General features: G+C 43.5%; 26 protein-coding genes. 15 read left to right on the top strand and 11 right to left on the bottom strand.

All coding sequences use genetic code 11. The annotated features are described in order from the left end of the window. Positions 1 to 171: 171 nt before the first annotated feature. Both hxlB and SBG41_RS04890 read left to right on the top strand, forming a co-directional pair. The gene (gene hxlB, locus SBG41_RS04895; RefSeq protein WP_317896431.1) at positions 172 to 774 is read left to right on the top strand and encodes a 6-phospho-3-hexuloisomerase; all 603 of its coding nucleotides are present in this window, start codon (positions 172 to 174) and stop codon (positions 772 to 774) included. Between the two features lie 31 nt (positions 775 to 805). Further along, positions 806 to 1,765: an SPL family radical SAM protein gene (locus SBG41_RS04890; RefSeq protein WP_317896430.1), complete on the top strand. Its 960-nt coding sequence runs from the start codon at positions 806 to 808 to the stop codon at positions 1,763 to 1,765. 367 nt (positions 1,766 to 2,132) lie between these two features. Here the strand turns inward: SBG41_RS04890 and SBG41_RS04885 are convergent, their stop codons facing one another. The 3 genes from SBG41_RS04885 to SBG41_RS04875 form a co-directional block, all read right to left on the bottom strand. Beyond that, complete coding sequence (locus SBG41_RS04885) at positions 2,133 to 2,564, bottom strand: hypothetical protein (RefSeq protein WP_317896429.1); 432 nt, start codon at positions 2,562 to 2,564, stop codon at positions 2,133 to 2,135. Between the two features lie 76 nt (positions 2,565 to 2,640). Continuing rightward, positions 2,641 to 2,970, bottom strand: coding sequence for a hypothetical protein (locus SBG41_RS04880; RefSeq protein WP_317896428.1), 330 nt, complete (start codon positions 2,968 to 2,970; stop codon positions 2,641 to 2,643). Next, positions 2,967 to 3,710 (bottom strand): 60S ribosomal export protein NMD3, encoded by a 744-nt coding sequence (locus SBG41_RS04875; protein WP_317896427.1) that lies wholly within the window; start codon positions 3,708 to 3,710, stop codon positions 2,967 to 2,969. The genes SBG41_RS04880 and SBG41_RS04875 overlap by 4 nt, the downstream gene beginning before the upstream one ends. 237 nt (positions 3,711 to 3,947) lie before the next feature. Between SBG41_RS04875 and SBG41_RS04870 the strand changes: the two genes are divergently transcribed. Then, positions 3,948 to 4,424, top strand: coding sequence for a hypothetical protein (locus SBG41_RS04870; protein WP_317896426.1), 477 nt, complete (start codon positions 3,948 to 3,950; stop codon positions 4,422 to 4,424). A gap of 7 nt (positions 4,425 to 4,431) precedes the next feature. Next, positions 4,432 to 4,749 (top strand): hypothetical protein, encoded by a 318-nt coding sequence (locus SBG41_RS04865; RefSeq protein ID WP_317896425.1) that lies wholly within the window; start codon positions 4,432 to 4,434, stop codon positions 4,747 to 4,749. Between the two features lie 94 nt (positions 4,750 to 4,843). Here SBG41_RS04865 and SBG41_RS04860 read toward each other — a convergent pair whose 3' ends face one another. The 3 genes from SBG41_RS04860 to SBG41_RS04850 form a co-directional block, all read right to left on the bottom strand. Then, positions 4,844 to 5,296 (bottom strand): hypothetical protein, encoded by a 453-nt coding sequence (locus SBG41_RS04860; protein ID WP_317896424.1) that lies wholly within the window; start codon positions 5,294 to 5,296, stop codon positions 4,844 to 4,846. A gap of 188 nt (positions 5,297 to 5,484) precedes the next feature. Continuing rightward, complete coding sequence (locus SBG41_RS04855; RefSeq protein WP_317896423.1) at positions 5,485 to 5,988, bottom strand: adenosine-specific kinase; 504 nt, start codon at positions 5,986 to 5,988, stop codon at positions 5,485 to 5,487. Positions 5,989 to 6,077: 89 nt separating this feature from the next. Next, the gene (locus tag SBG41_RS04850; protein ID WP_317896422.1) at positions 6,078 to 6,443 is read right to left on the bottom strand and encodes a hypothetical protein; all 366 of its coding nucleotides are present in this window, start codon (positions 6,441 to 6,443) and stop codon (positions 6,078 to 6,080) included. Positions 6,444 to 6,593: 150 nt separating this feature from the next. On the opposite strand from SBG41_RS04850, the gene SBG41_RS04845 reads away from it, so the two are divergent. Continuing rightward, the gene (locus SBG41_RS04845; protein WP_317896421.1) at positions 6,594 to 7,196 is read left to right on the top strand and encodes a hypothetical protein; all 603 of its coding nucleotides are present in this window, start codon (positions 6,594 to 6,596) and stop codon (positions 7,194 to 7,196) included. A gap of 23 nt (positions 7,197 to 7,219) precedes the next feature. Here the strand turns inward: SBG41_RS04845 and SBG41_RS04840 are convergent, their stop codons facing one another. Then, positions 7,220 to 8,284 carry a geranylgeranyl reductase family protein gene (locus SBG41_RS04840; RefSeq protein WP_317896420.1) on the bottom strand — a complete coding sequence of 355 codons (1,065 nt, stop codon included), beginning with the start codon at positions 8,282 to 8,284 and terminating at the stop codon, positions 7,220 to 7,222. 190 nt (positions 8,285 to 8,474) lie between these two features. Between SBG41_RS04840 and SBG41_RS04835 the strand changes: the two genes are divergently transcribed. Further along, entirely contained in the window at positions 8,475 to 8,789 is a 315-nt protein-coding gene (locus SBG41_RS04835) for an RNA-binding protein (RefSeq protein ID WP_317896419.1), read from the top strand. 1 nt (position 8,790) lies between these two features. On the opposite strand, the gene SBG41_RS04830 is transcribed toward SBG41_RS04835, so the two are convergent. Next, positions 8,791 to 9,177, bottom strand: coding sequence for a hypothetical protein (locus tag SBG41_RS04830; protein ID WP_317896418.1), 387 nt, complete (start codon positions 9,175 to 9,177; stop codon positions 8,791 to 8,793). A gap of 254 nt (positions 9,178 to 9,431) precedes the next feature. Next, complete coding sequence (locus tag SBG41_RS04825) at positions 9,432 to 9,731, bottom strand: winged helix-turn-helix domain-containing protein (RefSeq protein ID WP_317896417.1); 300 nt, start codon at positions 9,729 to 9,731, stop codon at positions 9,432 to 9,434. Positions 9,732 to 9,902: 171 nt separating this feature from the next. Here SBG41_RS04825 and SBG41_RS04820 point away from each other — a divergent pair, with 171 nt between their 5' ends. From SBG41_RS04820 to SBG41_RS04805, 4 genes are all read left to right on the top strand, one after another. After that, complete coding sequence (locus SBG41_RS04820; RefSeq protein ID WP_317896416.1) at positions 9,903 to 10,238, top strand: hypothetical protein; 336 nt, start codon at positions 9,903 to 9,905, stop codon at positions 10,236 to 10,238. 244 nt (positions 10,239 to 10,482) lie between these two features. Next, the gene (locus SBG41_RS04815) at positions 10,483 to 10,842 is read left to right on the top strand and encodes a hypothetical protein (protein WP_317896415.1); all 360 of its coding nucleotides are present in this window, start codon (positions 10,483 to 10,485) and stop codon (positions 10,840 to 10,842) included. Positions 10,843 to 10,858: 16 nt separating this feature from the next. Continuing rightward, the gene (locus SBG41_RS04810) at positions 10,859 to 11,095 is read left to right on the top strand and encodes a hypothetical protein (RefSeq protein ID WP_317896414.1); all 237 of its coding nucleotides are present in this window, start codon (positions 10,859 to 10,861) and stop codon (positions 11,093 to 11,095) included. A 91-nt stretch (positions 11,096 to 11,186) separates the two neighbouring features. Further along, entirely contained in the window at positions 11,187 to 11,585 is a 399-nt protein-coding gene (locus SBG41_RS04805; protein WP_317896413.1) for a hypothetical protein, read from the top strand. Between the two features lie 37 nt (positions 11,586 to 11,622). Here the strand turns inward: SBG41_RS04805 and SBG41_RS04800 are convergent, their stop codons facing one another. Then, on the bottom strand, positions 11,623 to 11,934 hold the full coding sequence (locus tag SBG41_RS04800) for a hypothetical protein (RefSeq protein ID WP_317896412.1): 312 nt from the start codon (positions 11,932 to 11,934) through the stop codon (positions 11,623 to 11,625). 181 nt (positions 11,935 to 12,115) lie between these two features. On the opposite strand from SBG41_RS04800, the gene prf1 reads away from it, so the two are divergent. The 4 genes from prf1 to SBG41_RS04780 all read left to right on the top strand — a co-directional run bounded on the left by prf1 (position 12,116) and on the right by SBG41_RS04780 (position 15,787). Next, positions 12,116 to 13,189, top strand: a complete 1,074-nt coding sequence (gene prf1 / locus SBG41_RS04795) for a peptide chain release factor aRF-1 (protein WP_397470786.1) — start codon at positions 12,116 to 12,118, stop codon at positions 13,187 to 13,189. Between the two features lie 110 nt (positions 13,190 to 13,299). Beyond that, positions 13,300 to 14,550, top strand: coding sequence for an Nre family DNA repair protein (locus SBG41_RS04790; RefSeq protein ID WP_317896410.1), 1,251 nt, complete (start codon positions 13,300 to 13,302; stop codon positions 14,548 to 14,550). Positions 14,551 to 14,601: 51 nt separating this feature from the next. Next, the gene (locus SBG41_RS04785; RefSeq protein ID WP_317896409.1) at positions 14,602 to 15,384 is read left to right on the top strand and encodes a DUF2258 domain-containing protein; all 783 of its coding nucleotides are present in this window, start codon (positions 14,602 to 14,604) and stop codon (positions 15,382 to 15,384) included. Positions 15,385 to 15,613: 229 nt separating this feature from the next. Next, positions 15,614 to 15,787: a hypothetical protein gene (locus tag SBG41_RS04780; protein ID WP_317896408.1), complete on the top strand. Its 174-nt coding sequence runs from the start codon at positions 15,614 to 15,616 to the stop codon at positions 15,785 to 15,787. Positions 15,788 to 16,163: 376 nt separating this feature from the next. Here the strand turns inward: SBG41_RS04780 and SBG41_RS04775 are convergent, their stop codons facing one another. Then, the gene (locus tag SBG41_RS04775) at positions 16,164 to 16,943 is read right to left on the bottom strand and encodes a replication initiator protein WhiP (protein WP_317896407.1); all 780 of its coding nucleotides are present in this window, start codon (positions 16,941 to 16,943) and stop codon (positions 16,164 to 16,166) included. A gap of 82 nt (positions 16,944 to 17,025) precedes the next feature. Here SBG41_RS04775 and SBG41_RS04770 point away from each other — a divergent pair, with 82 nt between their 5' ends. Next, positions 17,026 to 17,877: a hypothetical protein gene (locus SBG41_RS04770; protein WP_317896406.1), complete on the top strand. Its 852-nt coding sequence runs from the start codon at positions 17,026 to 17,028 to the stop codon at positions 17,875 to 17,877. Positions 17,878 to 17,908 lie beyond the last annotated feature (31 nt).

Here is a 17,908-nt window from a genome sequence, read left to right as displayed (position 1 = left end):
AACTGACCACCTTACTTTGTCGAACTTTTGGGCACGGTACCAAGATAAGGGCCATTACACACTGAGAAATCTATTTTGAATAAAAGCTTAACGCTGGGTACAAGCTGCTTCTTTAACAATTTAAACCGTTCTAACATTGACACGAGTAAGCGGTAAGGAGGGGCTACTCTAATGGATTATGTAAGGAAGACCATGAAGGAAATAGCGGTATTTATAGAGAAGGTCGCTGACAAGCTCCACGAACAAGAAGTGAAAAGAATGATAGATGCGCTCGTAGACGCATACCAGGAAGGTAGGAAGGTCCTGGTTATGGGCGCTGGCCGCAGCGGGCTCGTGGGACGGGCTTTTGCGATGCGCCTTATGCATCTAGGGTTCAATGTCTACGTGCTAGGTGAAACGATAACGCCGAGCATAGGGGAAAACGATGTCGTGGTTGCAATATCGGGTTCTGGCAGGACGCAACTCATTGTCACAGCAGCTGAAGCGGCGAAGAAGGTCAAGGCAAAAATAATTGCCATCACAAGCTATCCTGAGAGCCCCTTAGGCAAACTAGCCGATATCGTTGTAGAGATACCTGGCCGTACAAAGCTTGCACCGGATATAGACTACTTCGCAAGACAGATACTGGGCATACATGAACCACTAGCACCCCTTGGCACACTCTTCGAGGATACTGCACTTGCTTTCCTTGATGGAGTAGTTGTTGAGCTCATGCATAGGCTCGGAAAGAGCGAGAAAGATTTGAAAGCAAAGCATGCAAATATAGAACTCTAAACCAAGAATAATGTATCAAGGACTAGACGTCATGAAGAGAAGGCAGATACTGCGCAGCGGCAAGGTCGTAAACGCATTTGACCCATGGGGCAACCCTCTTTGCACATGCCCTCCAAAATACTCCCTTAACCCCTATACCGGCTGCAGTCATTTTTGCCTATATTGTTACGCTACATCATATATCGGTAGGAAGCCTAGCACACCTAAGAAGAACTACAAGGAAAGACTTCTATATGATATAGCACATGTAATTGACCCACGATTTCACATAGATATGTCGACGAGTAGTGATCCGTACCCTCCCGAAGAGGCGAAGTACAAACTAACCAGGTGGAGCCTAGAGCAGCTCTTGCCACTCGGCTTCAAAGTATTAATTATAACAAAGGGCTCGCTTGTGGCACGCGACGCAAAACTGCTTGCCAGCGGCAACGCAGCCGTAACAATGACGATTACAACGCTTGATGAGACTCTGGCAAGGAGACTTGAACCTGGTGCACCTAGTCCTCGAGACCGCATACTTGCCTTAAAGAGACTTAACGAAGAAGGAGTACCAGTTGGTATTCGATTAGACCCTGTTTTTCCTCTTCTAACGGATTCTGAAGAAAATATCTCAGAGGTCTTGGAGGCTGCCAGGGCTGCGGGCGCAAGATTTGTTGTTACCTCAACATACAAAGCTAAACCAGACAACTACAAGAGAATGCTAGAGGCTTTTCCCGAGCTTAGACAAAAGTATGACGAACTCTACAAAATCAGGGGAGAACGACTATACGGATACCGCTATCTTCCACTAGAGATACGAAAAGAGATTCTTCTAAGAGTTAGGAAAATAGCGTTGCGACTAGGCATGGAGTATGCTACGTGTAGAGAGGGGTTTCCGAACCTACATACAGCTCCAACATGCGATGGATCACACTTGATACCTTTAAGAATAAGAGCGCGAATTACCAGGAAGAGTTCAAGAACACTTAACGAATTCATCAACAAAGAGTAAGTGTGTAATGATTCAGCGTTCTCTGAACTTAGGTGAAGCAGCCCACTTTTTGAGAAACTCAGCAACACTCCTTGATAGCCTCAGTAAGTCTTGGCGCAAGAGTTCTTGAGGAGGCCATTCACCGTTTTTTAGATACCTTCTTGCACACTCTACACAGACCCTAATAACCGGGGTCACCTGGATAGAACATTTTTCGCAAACGGGCCGACCACAAATAGGGCATGTCGCTATAGACAGATTTGATTTACATACAGCACAGAGTGCTTGGGAGCAAATTACACACTTATCGCCAGCCCAATGCTGGTCACAGACGCTTCTCCCACACAGAGGACAGACATGGGTAGCCGGCCTTCCACATATATCACATCTATTCTTCTTCGCCCTCTTCACTTGCTTCCTCCTCGGTTTCCTCTTCCTCTTCTTCAAAGCTCTTTCTCGAGTATAGCGTTGAGAGTATTTTTAAAGCAGTCTCGCGTGCCTCCGTAAGCTCCTTTTGCGATTTTGCATATATTCTCGCCTTGTACTTATCGATCCCCTCTGGCTCTATGAGAACCACTGCATCAACGGGGGCCATGTGTGCTCTTGCAGCAAACCGGCTAACCTTGCTCGCCGGTATGATCAAAGTATCGCTGTATTTATAACCATTTATCTTTACATCATCAACACTTTCTGCAACCATTCCATATGGAGAGGAGCGCGGCTGGGCCGACCGGCGCCCACGCTTACGGGGACGTCGCTGAAGCACATAGACCTCCTTTAACTGTAGCCAAGTGTCCCCATGCTTAATTAGTACTCTCAACTGTTCCCCCAGGCAATACATTGTATACTACTGGGCTATAAGGTCGCTCTTAGCAAGATGATATCGGTGAAACACTCTACTCCTCGTAATCGTAACGCGCTAAAACACCTAAACGGTCAGAGATAACACCCTTTCTTACCAAGTTCTCGTATGTTCTCCATATACGCTTAATTGTTACATGCCTAACGTCGAATCCCTTTTCTTTGAGAATCTCTAGCACATACTCCGGAAAATCGTCTGGATGGCCAGCAAAACTTCCTACCGCTTCAATGACTGCTTCAACCACGTCCCGTGAAGAAGGATAGGGATTTTTCTTGCGTCGTTTTTGCCTAAGTTCTGCCTCAGCTTCTTCAATTTCTTTTAGATATTCTTCTGGTATGTAGTCATAGTCAATACTCTCCTTCAACCTGTACGCCTCCTTTTCATCGAAAGCCTTACAGAATAGATCATTCTTCGACGCCGTAGCCCGGTTGACGATACACCAACATCCTCTGACGTTCTTAGTATATTTACTTCAAATTTTTTCCTAAGCTCTTTTATTATCTTTGATGCACTACCTCGGTCAGACAGATAGATATCGGCTCCATTTTTTAGTTCGACTATATCAATTATAGATGAAACCACTTGCCTACTTGTCTCGAAGAGGCTAGAAAGAGCCTCAGCAAGCTTTCTTGGCGGCATCCCTCTTAGCTGTACTACAACGTCATAGTCGCCGCTTCGGCTCTCCTTACAGAGAGGGCACACTGTTGGCTTAGCATATATTTCAACATTGTAGGTTTGTCTCACTACATCATCAACGTCCTTTATGACAAAGCTGAATGTTAGTTCATATACTGTTCTCCAGGATGGAATTGTATGTGGAGTTATTTCTTCAAGTTTATAGGAGATGACTAATGGTGTACACGGCTTTACTTGATTCGCAACATACCATTCTAGATAGCGACGTGCAGCATCTCCAAGCTCTCCTCCTTCAACCCACTTGTATCCTATACGTATACTCCCACAGTATTTACAATAATCAAATTCTATGCGCTTAGGAATACACAGCAATTGTGTTGTTTCAAGAAAGCAGTCCAGACACAATGCACCGACGTGAGCACCTGGCTTTAATTCCTTACCGCATCTTGCACAAACTAATCTAGCCAACTATAAATCCCTATAGCTATACTAGTGCCAGAACCGGGTATTAGTTTATGTTTTATGTCAAATGATGACATGTACCCGGACCGAGCAACAAGCTAGTGCAATGAGGTATCCTAGTCCAGCTGATATAATTTGGAGCGGCAGGATACTTCTTAACGGAGTTACGGCCTGGTAATATTAATCCTAATGCTTTTCGAAATAAAGTAAATATTAGGATAAGCGCTGGGTGCAACCTTGCCCGTGGAGGCAATTAGCGATTCCTCGGCTACAATATCTTTAAGCCAAGACGTCATACAAGAAACAAGTATTGAAAAAGAAATATCTATTGTTGCCTCAATTACTTCAGTTCTCAAGAAGCTTGGCGTCCCCGCGGATGAAGCAAGAGAGCATCTCTACGACTTATTATCGGAATGGATTAGGTCAAACACATATTACACTTACATAGAGGACTTGTTACCATACTGCAGCATGAAGGAGAAAGAAATAGATGACCTCATAGAGCTTCTTGGAGAGGATGGCTTAGAAGCCCTACTTACAGTTCTGAGCATAGGAAAGTGCAGAGAGGAGGACGAGATCGAGCTCCTAAGAGAGTTAATGGAATATCTTGGTGTCAACGAGAAGGCTAAAGAAGTAATAACAAACAAAGCGCTAGAACAAGGGTGTAAGGGATTGCGTACAGCAGCTATAGCACTATTAGCGACAAAACCAGGAGGATGAGAAAGAGTTGGATTCACGAGGCGTTCAACTGGTAGAGATCGTCGCAAAAATAGCTGACTTGGCAATCCGGAGGGCTTGCAACCTCTCCTACGACGTCTCTGCTCTTCCACCAAGCCTTAGGAGCGCTGCTCTTGAGATAATTGAGCGAGTTGCATCACAACTTGTAGTTCACGACGGCGATACGCTTAGATGCAAATTGTGTGGCAGAGGCCCTTTTACCCGAAAAGGGCTTTATCTGCATATAAGGCGTGTCCACTTAGACCAAGTCTACGAAATCACTAGAAGGGAGCTGGAAGACTACATCTGGCGTCTTAGAAACCTTTGAGAAGGGTCAGGAGGGGCGGAGCTTACTCATAGCCTCTCCAGGCTCATAATTGGAGTCTTCCTTCATCCCCTAGTTACGCAGTATGTTTTGTAAATTATGTCTCCCTTTTAGTGATCGTGCGAAAGCCTTTCTCAGTCTCAAGAATCACGGCGTCAACATCATCTGCGAGAACAACCTCTCCACAATATATGTAGATATCTTCATCAAACGATATCCGTTTGAACGCATCTAGTCCAACCTTTTGACCGTGTTTAAGCCCTTTTAATATCCGAACAGCGCGAAGACGTACAGGTTCAGGGAATAGAAGAGTACAATTGTCAATAGTCGTTATAGTAGTTCTATACGTATCTTCTTCCTTACCTCTCTCAGAAAACACTATGACCTTTCCTGGTGTAGCTTTATATCTCTCCTTATACTCTGCTACTATATCGTAGATGTCGCCAACACGCTGTTCCTCCTTTTCCGGCCTAAGTACTGTTAGCAATACTCCATCAATGTCTAACCTATCCGCTCCGAATACACGGATTACGACATTGGACTTGCTCAATAACTGTGCACCTCTACCACAGACACCACTTACAATTGTTCAAAGAAATACTTGACTTCAAAATATAGCCAAGATAAACACATAGAAGGGGTATTGTGTAGATACACTGTACGGTATGCCGGTGAGGACAACCTATGGCGGAACTGAAATAATGATGGGAGTCAGCCGGGCCCCGAGGCCATGACCTATTACTTCTTATACCCTATTTTTCTCAGAAATGCCCGTCTCTCGGCAATATCATCCTCGGTCTCAACGCCTAAAGGTGTATAGCCGTCAACAACACCTATGACTCCTCTACCCTGGTCCGTCTCGGCAACAAGCACTTGTAGCGGATTAGCTGTAGCCGCGTATATCCTTACAACTTCTTGTACGTGCTTGATGGCATTAAGCACATTTATAGGCCACGCATTACGAATATAGATTACGAACACATGGCCTGCTGCAATACGCTTAGCCGCCTCTATAGCGTAGTTTTTGAGTTCTTCATCATTACCCTCATATCTAATTAGTCGCTTCTGGCTAGCCTCGCAAAAAGCTATGCCAAACCGTATATTGGGCACACTAGTTACAAGAGCCTCATAGAGATCCTCAAGCGTTTTTATGAAATGAGATTGCCCGATAATCACATTAGCGCCTTCCGGTATCGGTATATCAACGACATCAATTTTCTTTAGTTTAGGACTAAACTCCAACAATTATCCCCCATTCTATTGTTTAGTAACTCAAAACTAATACGTTACTCTATATTACTCTTGAGGATGAAAACGTGCAAAACAATCGCCTACCATGATGTTCTTGCAGAGAAAATCTCATCTAATTCTTCATTGTATGGAGGCCCATCACAATAATCTATTCCTATACTTACGGAATTTTCTCCATTATTTATCTTGACCTCTATACTTACTACCACACACTTTATAGGCGACACAAACTTTATTATATTGTTATTGTTGAAGGATATTTTATTTAGTAATTTTGAAGAAATGTTAACTTTTTCTAGATATCCTTTGATTCGGTGCTTGTTTACTGCAATTCCCTCATCATGTAAGGCCTTAACAACTACCTCGACTCGTCCATTGGTTTCGGAAATATCGATCTCGGCTACATTCTCGTGTATAATACGTGAAAGATGCAAGAGATTCCCCATAATCTATCATCCCTTTTAGTCTCCATACATCATTGCACAGTATTCTGAAAAACAAATAAGTTTCAAACAAGAGGTAGCGGAAAATGGAACCACACAGGGGACTCCAAACTTAACGCACCAAGCTACTATAACATAATAAAGGTGTTTACGATGAGTACAACAGTCTCTCGACGAAAAATAGACTTCCTACGCCACATAGTTAACCGCGTGCTTGCAAGCTCTGACGTGCCTCAACAATTTATTGATGACGTTAAGAAACTTGTGGGGAAAGCTGAGGACAAATACAAATTTGACGCATTTAGCGGCGACATACGCAAGCTAGCCGATTATATTAGAAGCCGCGACTTCGATGACCTTGTAACTCTCTTGAAGTCGAACGATAAAGGCCTAGAAATACTCAAAAAGATACTTGAAGAAGCAAAGAAAGCATATAGCGACATACCAGAAATAGTTGAGGCGATAGATGAGCGCCTGAAAACTCTTGGCGCTGAAACTAAGGAGACAGAGACTAGAACTGATGATACAGCCGTTGTAAGAGAAGTCGCAAGCGCGCTCTCCTCAAAGGGTTTCAAGATATCTAAGCTGGATGAGAAAAATAAGATAATAGAAGCCGAGAAGGACGATATAAAGGTCGTCCTTACCGACATAAAGAGAAAGGATGGAGTCTTAATAGTAGATACTATCGAGGTTAGAAACCTGCAATTCAAATCAGCTGACGACGTCGCCGAGAAGATTTCAAAACTAAGTAGCTAGTTGTTGTCAGCAGTTACAAGCGCTTACTCTAGGAGCGATTTTAAGATAAAGCCAGTCAGTTTTGGCAACGATGTTTTTAGCCCAAGCTGACCCTTAAACCACTCTATGAGGATATCGTCATCCAAGGAGGCAAGAACCTTTTTTGCAAAAGCACTGCCCAGTGATGCACTCATACCAAATATTAGCTTGTTAATCCTTACCTGATATATTAGCGGTCTAAGTTTTTCCCGATAAGAGTTCCAGCCAAAAGACAATTCACCATCCCCGCTATATTTTAGTGACTCGAAGGCAGCAATAGCGGAGAGAACTGCAGGCCTAATACCTTCTCCTCCAAGACTCATTACGAGACCAGCTGCTTCACCTACCCTTATACAATTGCCGCTTCCTAGGCTTATTTCTGGCAATATCGTGACTATTGAGTGCTTTTCCTCTAGTATGCTGTTTTCTACTTGTTCTCCTAATAAGCGCGAAATTATTTTCAAAGATCTTGCTCGGGGTGTATTGTTACCTAGAAATCCTCCACCAATGTTAATGGTATCGCCTTTACTAAATACCCACACAAGGCCAGGTGCTCCCCCAAAATCAATGACTTGTATAGCCTCTCCCGAGATACCAATACGGTTCTTAGCTAGTGCTTGCCATACCAGCACTTTCTGCCCCTTGGATGCGAAGGGGCCGCGTGCATCGAAGAAAAGCACGTTATCATCGATATCACTTGAACATTTTATTTGTTCTCTTATTGTTTTGATTCCAACCTTATTTCTAATATTGTTTATCCATACCGCCTTATCTATGATAGCCCAAACGGGCTCCTTTGACTCGATTACGCGAATCATGTTAAGATTTTCATCATATATTTTGAATACATGTATTCGATCATATATAGGCGGCCTTGGAACATTCCACTTATCAAGAACGCCGAGAAGCCATAAAGGGAATGCCTCTCCGCATGGCTTGGTATAGCTGGGTGAGATATCATACGTTTCTACGACGAAACCATTCATGGTGGCCAAATACGCCATAATGGATCCAGCAACGCCAGCGCCTATAATCCTCAACTGGCTGTTGTTGCGACTATTGCTTGTCATCATATTTAGACCTCCTAGCATAAGCGCACAGCCAATACATTACCGTTGTCTAAACCGGCAAAAATATAGGTAGTTATTTATAGTAAAAGAAAAGCCTGGCATAAGCCCCTCCTATACAAGGTCTAAACAACGTCTTTCAAGCCTTGGCCGTATGATAACTAGGCTAATACATATGATACGGGGTGAAAACATGACCGCGAAGCATATCTCGAACGAAGAACTGGAACGTATTTTAAGTCAAGCAGAGGAGAGGGAAAGAAAAGATCCAAAGAAGCGCTGGATAATGAGAATGCTTAGAAGCGCAAAACAGTACCACAAAATGTGCCCATATTATGACAAGCGAACCGGGAAATGCTTCCTCAAGCTAGGTGAGCGCTGCGAACGAGACGGCAAATTCGATGGGTGTCCTGTATTCATAGAATGGCTTTCACAGAAATACGATGAGCTAAAGGCCAAAGGCAGGCCTCTACCGATGGACTTCCTTGACTTAACATTGGCTGTCTAAGCTATGAACAAATGTTTGCAACATGTTTTTCAACAATACTGATCAGCACTACAAGCACAAGCGCTGCAACAACAAGTCCATGCTTTCTATTCTGTTCATATTCTAAGAACGCATTAGGCATAGTTAATATAGCAAATATTTTTATAAAACAATCATTGCTAAACAACATAAGAATATTAAGTATATATGGAAAATAAAGTATAAAACTTCTTTTAAACAAATCAACATTATAATCATCTACAAAAACACTGGGGGATCTCAATAATCCGTCTGTTCCAATGGTAAAATACGCCTTTAGGCCCAGAAGGCGTGCAGCAGCGTAATGTAACATTTCATGAAGAACTATAAACACTGGTGGAATGAGTATCTTTACTATAACATCATACATAGAGACCCCTAGCTGAAACTAATGGACAGTATTAGTACAAAAAAATTTGCAAAAAACTTACATTTAGCTAAAAGAACTGCATAATAACTCCTAGAGGAACATATACAAGGTAATTATTGAATACCTATTCGAAACTTTCACCCAAGACTATACAATAAAAATAGTCATGCAAAATTTTATATAAAATTAATGTTAAGAAGAAAATACGGCATAACTACATATCATAAAGCTCTCTCCTGCATCATCCGATATGTCTATGTATATAGAGCATAGTATCTTCCTTCTTCATCTCCTTCGACTATACCTTCTTCAATTAGCTTATTGAGGGCATACCTAATTTTGTCTTCACTTGCAAGACCGGAAAGCTTACTATGCAGCTCTCGAACCGTCATAGGCCTCTCCTGTAAAAGCTCAAGAATTATATCACGCAATTGATCCTCATTAGGCGCAACAACAACTACTACATCATCGTCTTCATATAGCTTATCGAGAACTATTCCTTGATCGTAAACATATACCTCCTCGTTATTTCTGCGCCTTGGATCAGCTGCCAAGCCCACTCACTCCCCATGCTTCTCCTGTAGGGGCCACACCCTTTTATAGCCCTTACATTTTAAACCCCATAAATCTTATCGTTAATGAGGCTTTGCAGGGTATTATTAGGCCAAATCGTTTTGGACTGCTCGTAAATACTTATTCATACAACTTGCTAGGGGGCCGCAGCAGTGTTTACGGCAAATAGACTAGAGTTGCTCACAATATGTGAGCATATCAAATATGGCGAAAGACTGGCCAAAAAATACTACGAGAACTATTCAAGGAAAATGAGGGCGAGTCCAAACACTTTCCTTATTAAGAGGCTTGTAGATGAACTTGAATACGTAATTAATACCTTCAACCGTATAAGCATAATGCTATGTGACACTGATACAATTAGCCCATATAATGCGTTTAGTGAAGCCGATAAATTGTATACACGCATAATAGGCTTAGACTTCATGCCCTCAGAGATACGTGCAATGGTATATGAAATTCGCTACGAAATAAAGAAACTCTTGTAAAATAGCGCCATATCCGCTGTCTTTCCTTTGCTAACTTTTTATACATATAGGGGGTCAACGGCCTAAAGCTTCATCAAATATTATTGTTTTTCAGTAGAGGCCATTTACTATCATCCCCCGAGGATCTCTATCCTAACTAGTTAATAGGCTTATAGCCTATAGCCTATTGCGGCTAAGAAAGCTCATTCTTTTAATATTACAGTGGTAGGGCTCTAACCTGGTAGCAATAAAAGGTAGGAGAGCCGTGAAGCTCTTGGAGGCTCTACAAACTAGCTTAAGGGCTGCCAAGGTTCCCGGACAAGTCGCAGCGAAAATTATAGCTCTTGCAGAAGATGTCCTAGCACGCTATAAGATATCCGATGATAGAGAACTCTTTGGCCTACCTGACTGGAATCTTTGGCTCGTTTTAATAAAGTCATTGCTGTCAACGCTGACAAAGACACTGAAGAAGGAAGGATTCTGCCATGCAAACGCATATGTTATCGGGGCTCTAATAACGCTTGACGAGAGGGCTGCCTCGATGATAAGAGAGTGGGTCAAGACCCGGTGCAAGGCGGGTATAGACCCTTGCTGCAAGAATCCACCTTGCTGCAATATAGCATAACAATGACGTGAGGACCTTGGCGGCTAAGAGCACTTGCGAGGAAAAGCTAAGCATTCTAATAGAGGAGAATAAGCGAATAAGAAACGAGATTGCAAATATCATTAGCGAGAACAAGGTCTTCGAACAGATTAAAGACTTATTGGCCATTATACGTAAACTCGAAGAACGACTTGAAGCGCTAGAGAGGGAGAACGAAAAACTGAGAAAAGAACTCAGAGCATGTAGAGGCGAAAACACCACATCAACTGGTTAAACCAAATTAGTGCCTTGCACTTCTTCGGCCTGTATACAGAAAAGCGGCTACTATTGTATTATTACATACTTTCCTCGGAGGAGACTACGTAGTGCCATGCCCATGGTACCAGAACGGTGTCTGTACTTCGCCTAAGCTTGGTAAGCCTTCTTCAGCCGTCGTATCAAAAGAAAGATGCCTTGGCTCGGAGGCCGAGTATAAGTCGTGTAGATTCTATGTTGACCCGGAGGCTTCTAAGAAGCAGTCACCGCTAGAGGCTGCAATGAAGCCTGCTTTGGAGAAGCAGCTTCGCCCTTATACCGCTATTCACTTGTTATCAACTCGGCCCCGCTCGGAGTGTCCCTTTATGAGGGTATATAATTATGGAGGAGGCTACCTGGCGTTCTGCGAGGTACTTAATAGATTACTAACGCGAAGCGAGGTAACGAAGTGCGAGAGATACTGGTCTACATGCCCCTTCTACAAGATGGGAATAAAAGCGAGAACGTAGGGACGAGAAAATAATTACGAGTAAATTCTCACAAGCTTTATTGACTATTACAAACTATTGATGGCGGGGAAGGTAATCCTATCAATGATTCAAGGATCATATTGGAGCCTACTAGATACTCGGCTAGGACTTCTTCTGAGACATCGACAGCTGGTACAGGTATTTCTACTCCATTGACGAAAACAAAGGGAGTAAACCCCTCTTCTAGGTCTATCACAGGAACCGTTACCTCGTGCACAGATACAATATACCCTTTTTCCCGCAGAGCATTAGCAGCCTTCTCAATGTTTCTTGCTAAACTATGGCTTAATGGGCCATAGCCTCTAAACACCGTTATTTCGATAACCATGCCACAGTACCCATTAACTATATCCTCTAAGAGCTCGAGGATATACTGGAAGAGACGTAGTAATACCAATAAGGCATTGTCTAGCCTAGGCTAGTATCTAATATAAATGTATGTTAGCATATTTCTTCCGGAATAGGGGACGCTTATGAGTGCGGCAAGGCTTGAGATAGATAAGACCACGCTGAAAAAGATTATAAGAGAGCTAAAGAAATGGAAGGCGCCAGCAACCGTTCTGCTAAGCCTATATATTCCGCCGGGGAGGCCGATAAGCGATGTAGTAAACCTGCTCCGAACAGAATACTCCATAACTGATAACATTAAGCTGAAACGAACCCGTGACGCTGTTCAACGAGCATTAGCAGCCGCTATTGATAGGCTATCGAAGGTCCAAAAGGTTCCAGAGAACGGCCTAGTACTGTTCTGCGGCCAAGACATGGATACTAACGAATTCATATGCTTAATGTTCTCACCGCCAGAACCTGTACCTGTGTTCTTCTATAGAACCGATAAATGGTTCCACACCGAGTTTCTTGAAGAAATGGTTGAAAGCGACGAAGTATACGGACTCGTTATCGTAGAAAGAGATGAAGCAACAATAGGTATTCTCAAAGGAAGCAGGATACAGGTACTCGAGGAGCTAGAGGGCTATGTACCAGGCAAGCACCACCGAGGAGGCCAGAGCCAGAGGCGTTTCGATAGACAAATTGAGCAATTCGTGAAAGGCTTCTACCAGGAAGTAGCACAGGCAATGAATAAACACTTCTTACCATTCATTGAGAAAGGCAAGCTTAAAGCAATAATAATAGGCGGCCCAGCATACGCTAAGCAAGACTTCCTCAAAGAAGCAAAGGACTTTCTCGACTACCGCGTAAGGCAGAAGATCGCCTCGCAGACCGTTGACGTCGCATACCAGGGCGAGGCAGGGCTCCGCGAACTCGTAATAAGGGCCGCAGACATCATAGAAAAGAACAAGTATGCCGAACTACACAAGGCTATAGAAGAGTTCAAACTCCACCTAGCAAAAGACGATGGGCTAGCGATATACGGTGACCGCGACATCAAGACAGCACTAGAGATGGGAGCATTAAAGTTTATAGTCGTTGACGAGGAAAGGCACGACGCAGAACAACTCGCTGAAGAAGCGAAGAAATATGGAACCGAGGTATACATTCTTACAGGCGATTTCCCTGAAGCCGAGTGGATAAGAAAGACATTCAAAGGTCTCGTAGGCGTTCTACGCTTCAAACTCTACTAGCGAATAGCGTTACAACACACCTTACCCATCCTCCAAGAGCCTCAGGGGCCTAGTGAAGCCTTTTACACCAAGAATAATCTCCTAAACTTAGAATAGAGGGTAAGGCCACTGTGCCAAGAAGAATACCTCCAGAACTCTGTGCCAAGTGCAAGGGCTACAAGCGGCTCTGCGGCCTCCCCTATTGCCCAATACTTGCAAGGTTTAGAGCCCAAGTACAAGCTCTATCAAGGGCCGCAAATCCAAGGGACGTTGAAGGCTCTTCTCCTCCAAGCATAATTGTTGGTGAGAAGAATTACCCCCTCGTACCAATTTTCTACCAAATCCCTCCAGGTGTATGGGGCGAAACTGCACGACGATACGATGACCCCATCGGGTGGCACAGCTCCGGTGCAAGCCTTGGAGAGATTCTCCAGCTTAGATCACAGCTTGTAGGAGCACTAACAAGGGCCAAAGCCACAGACCCTTGGCGCCTATACGAGAAGGAAGTCTCAATTGCAGCTGCCTCAGTAAAGCCCGTAGACAGCGAAGCCAGCCTAGAAAAGCCTCCTATACCAACCCTTCGCTTCGACGGCCTACTGGCCCCTCAAGGCCCCTCAGCGCCTGCTACACTTCTCAAGATTACAAGCAATCCAGTCCTTCCGAAAAGACTTAAAAAAATGATATGGGATGACGTCAGTGCTGTCGAAGCCGTAATGGATCTCTACCGCAACAATACAGACATTTACACGATAATAAAGGCGTTCTCCCTAGGCCTCTTCGGGAAAAAGAGAAACAGGCGACTTGTACCAACACGATGGGCTATAACCGCGGTTGACCAAATTATTTCAACCAATTTGCTTCGAAGCGTCCGAACCTTTAGGCCAATTAACGAGATCCGTGTATTTAACTACTCCTATCTAGGCAACATATTCACAATTATTCTATTGCCAGGAAGCTACGAAGCTGAGCTATACGAGGTCTGGCATCCCTTTACCCCTTGGACGCAAGGAGCAAGAGAACCGATAGCTTACCGTATCAGTGAACGTCCCTCGCTAAGAATGAATATAATCGATGGCGGGTATATTGCAATAAGGCTTGCAATAGCAGAATACTTATTCAGAGAACGAAGACAAGCGAAGGCAATAATAATTCGGGAAATAACACGCGACTACTACGCACCAGTAGGCAATTGGCACATTAGAGAGAGTGTTCGGAGGGCACTTTCACTCACACCCTTTAAGACTAATAGCCTAAGGGAGGCGATCACAGAAGCATCAAAAATACTAAGATCCAAGAAGGCTGTCGAAGCCCTTAATTCGTCAAAACTGCTCACAAAGTATGCTAAGACTAAGCGCTTAGACGAGTACATAAGGCACAGCTAGACTACATTTAACCCTCCCTCAATACAGTTCTCTCATAAATGGCGATGTATTGTGCCACAGCTCTCTACAGGTTTTGTAATAGCTGGGGCATATGCTGATAAGCTACGCAGAGTCTTATTTGCACAGCTCAGGGACGAGATAAAGAAAGGAGCTATTGAGTCGAAACAAGTAGCCTATAGGGCGGGTGAGCTCAACAGGCTTCTATTCGAGATACTCGTCAACAAGCTAAAGATAGACAAGGGTGATGTTGTTCGGATAAGGATTGAGTACGAGCTAAAAGACGGCGACATTGAGTGGAAGCTTGACACCCTCAGAGTAGAGGCGTTTAGGAGAATACCTGACGAGGAAGTAGACAAGGCCGTAAAAGAGGTAATCTCGGCAGCAAAGGAGGTACTTGAGCGACCTGTATCAGAGGAAGAAAGAGCATGGACAGAGGCCAAGGAGCGCGAAGTAGAGAGGGAAGTAGCAGCACGCCGGGAAGAAATCGTCGCAGCCAAGGTTGAAGAAGAGTATAAGCCTCCAACAAGGATAGCTGATGCGCTATCTGTCGGGAAGACACGCAGTGGAGAAGAACTCCTTATTCTCAAAGACGAGAAAGGCGGAAATGTAGGCCTCGTAATACTATCACCAATAGATGGGAAAACAAAGGCTAAAATTATCGTTGTCCATGGAAAGGAGGCGTACAGCGCAGAAACCATTCTTGAAGAAGACATTGAACAAATAACATCAAATACGGAGAAAATAGTAGAAATAACAAATAATATCAGTTATAAGAAAATAGGTAAACAAGACGCAGAGAAAGTAATAAAACAAAAGCTAGAAGAACTTTACTAGCACGACATTTTTCAAACAATGCATTAAATGTCGGTTCAGCGAGGTCTCCAATCATCACTCAAAGGGTCAGAATAAATCGGCCTCTACATCCCCAGTACTCTCCATGCCCACTAGGTTTAAATACTCTGCACAACAATATATTCTATAACTGCGAGGGCAGAGAATACCCTTGGATAAACTCGGCTTTAGCCGCTTTGCTGACTCCCTTCTCAAACAAAAGAATCATAAATTGACTAACATGACAATAAACCTTAACGACATTATTGATGCGGAACTGCACGATGACGCCATATACCTGGTCACGGTCTCAGGAAAAATAATACGAATAAACATAACTCCACAAACAAGAGAGCTCTATTGGCAAATTAAGATAAGAAACCGTCGTAAAGCCTTTGGAATATAGAGTTAGAAGACTCTTCATATCATGCAGCATTTCTTTTCTATAGCTATTATCCTACTACTTCTACAACTGACTAGAATCGATGTACTCTAGGAGAACTAAGGAATAGGGGTATTGCCCTCTTTGTTTATTCCTATGTAGTTACAATAATGGTTAAATGCCAATACTCATGGTGGTCATTGTTCTGACTCTTTATATTAATGTACCCTTGCCAGTTTGTATAAACTGAGCTTTTGCTTCAATGTTATAATTTAAGATAATTAAGCTAAGCCCTTCCAGAGTATAGTAAAGCAGAGGTATTCCCCTGACAATAATACTGCGTTACTAGCCCATATGTTGAAATAGAAGAAATAACAGCTACCTCGCTGTTTCTAGATTTCTAGATGCTTGAACATAGTGCTAAGAGGCGTTTTGTATTCTTTGAGAGGCCAATGCGTGTCCCGAGTCTCTTATCGTTGTAAATATATATCAAGCCCTTTGACTGAAGGCTCCTTAGGACAGTAAGTAGCCATGCTCTATCAGCTTCAAGCGTTTTCTCAAGTTGATCTATGTAAGTATATGTCATGTTCCACTTAATGTAGTGCTCCATTAAAGCCTCAAGAACAAGTCTTTCATCTTCGTCGAGTTCTAGATCATCAAGTATTGATCGTATGCAGAGCTTCTTTGGCTTTTTCTTTTGTCGTTTATTGCTTCTATTACTAGTTAACTCGGCAATAAATGGCTGAATTTGGCCTGAGACATCGGGCTCTGCGAAAACTTTTTTGTTATTCATTGTCGCTTTTACTGTTTCACTTAGACTCTCAGAAAGTATTTGTCTTGCAAGTGCAGCGTACTGTGCCACTCTCGAGTTCATCTCGCGCTCAAGTATATTGCGAGCGAATTCCTCGCCTAGTGGTGTCAAGACCCAGAATCCGTTCTCGTAGTCAAACAAGCCTCTCGTCTTCCAGTAACTTAGATAGCTACTCACATAGCGTGTTGGCTTGCCCACAACTTGCGCTATTTCGGATGCCCGCATAGGTCTAGCAAGCAGCAGTACTGCTATAGCCTCTACAAGCTTGCTTCTCGGCTTATTACGCTGCTGGGTTTCATCTAGGGTCTCGGAACTCGCAGCCAGTATTGCGAAGTCATCGTCGCTAGTAATACTTATTCGCTTCCTCATACAACCCCATAGAGTAGTATTCCTGGAATGTGCGGGATTTCAGCGGTGGAGACGAAATAATACCTGGCTAGGGTGTTTTGAAATGGTTTATACAATACTTGTAAGTGGCCTCTTGGAGTATGATTCTGGAAAAACGTGGCTTGTGGTGGGTCTTGCCAAGCTTCTCAAAGAGATGGGATATAGCGTAAGAGTGTTCAAACCTGTAGCGGGCCATAATTTCTGGCAAAGCTATAACGCTGTGCACGAGTCGCTTAGAAAAGGCATTCTTGTAGGCAATGACATACTCATATACGAGAAATACCTTGGGCTAGAGAACCCGCATATGGTTAACCCTATTGATATATTGCTCTCCTATCCCGATCCGTTAGCAATGAGAGGTCCAAGCGAGTACTATGCGGCAATCTCTAATATCAAGAACATGGTTTTGATGGCACGGATTACGTCCTGTAAAGAAAGGAAAACAAAGCATTACTTATTTGAAAGAAACCTCTTGATTATGCCTATGTATGTACGTGAAAAAATGCGTGTCCTCGCCGAGAAACTTGACTCGGAACCAGCAGAGCCAGAAGTAATACTGAACTACTTAGCCTCACCAAACGCGAGCAACTTGCTTGAGGAATGCCGCGAAGAACTAGGGAGAGGCGCCGACATTCTTCTAATAGAGTCTTTTTCGGACTCAGTGATACCTTATGTAGGTGTTGAGAAGAGTGTTGACTTGTTTATTCTTGTTGCACCAGGGAAGGCCATGGTCTTTACAGGAGAGAAGCTGAGGCAAGCTCTTGAAATTCTTGGTATTAGTGCGCCAAAAGCTAGTAGTTTCCTCGCCGTTGCTCGGTCAAGCACTTTGCTGGTAGAGGAACTTCCACCAGCTAGGGATCCCGCTGAGCTATCCGGGCTCTTAAGGTTGACTCGGCTCGTGGAGTTAGTTGCTTAACCCCCTGTAGTTCTTAACTCTCGTATTGATG

Source organism: Pyrofollis japonicus (assembly GCF_033097485.1).
In the GTDB taxonomy this organism is placed as follows: Archaea; Thermoproteota; Thermoprotei_A; order Sulfolobales; family Pyrodictiaceae; genus Pyrofollis; species Pyrofollis japonicus.
This window is presented reverse-complemented; position numbering and strand designations above follow the sequence as displayed.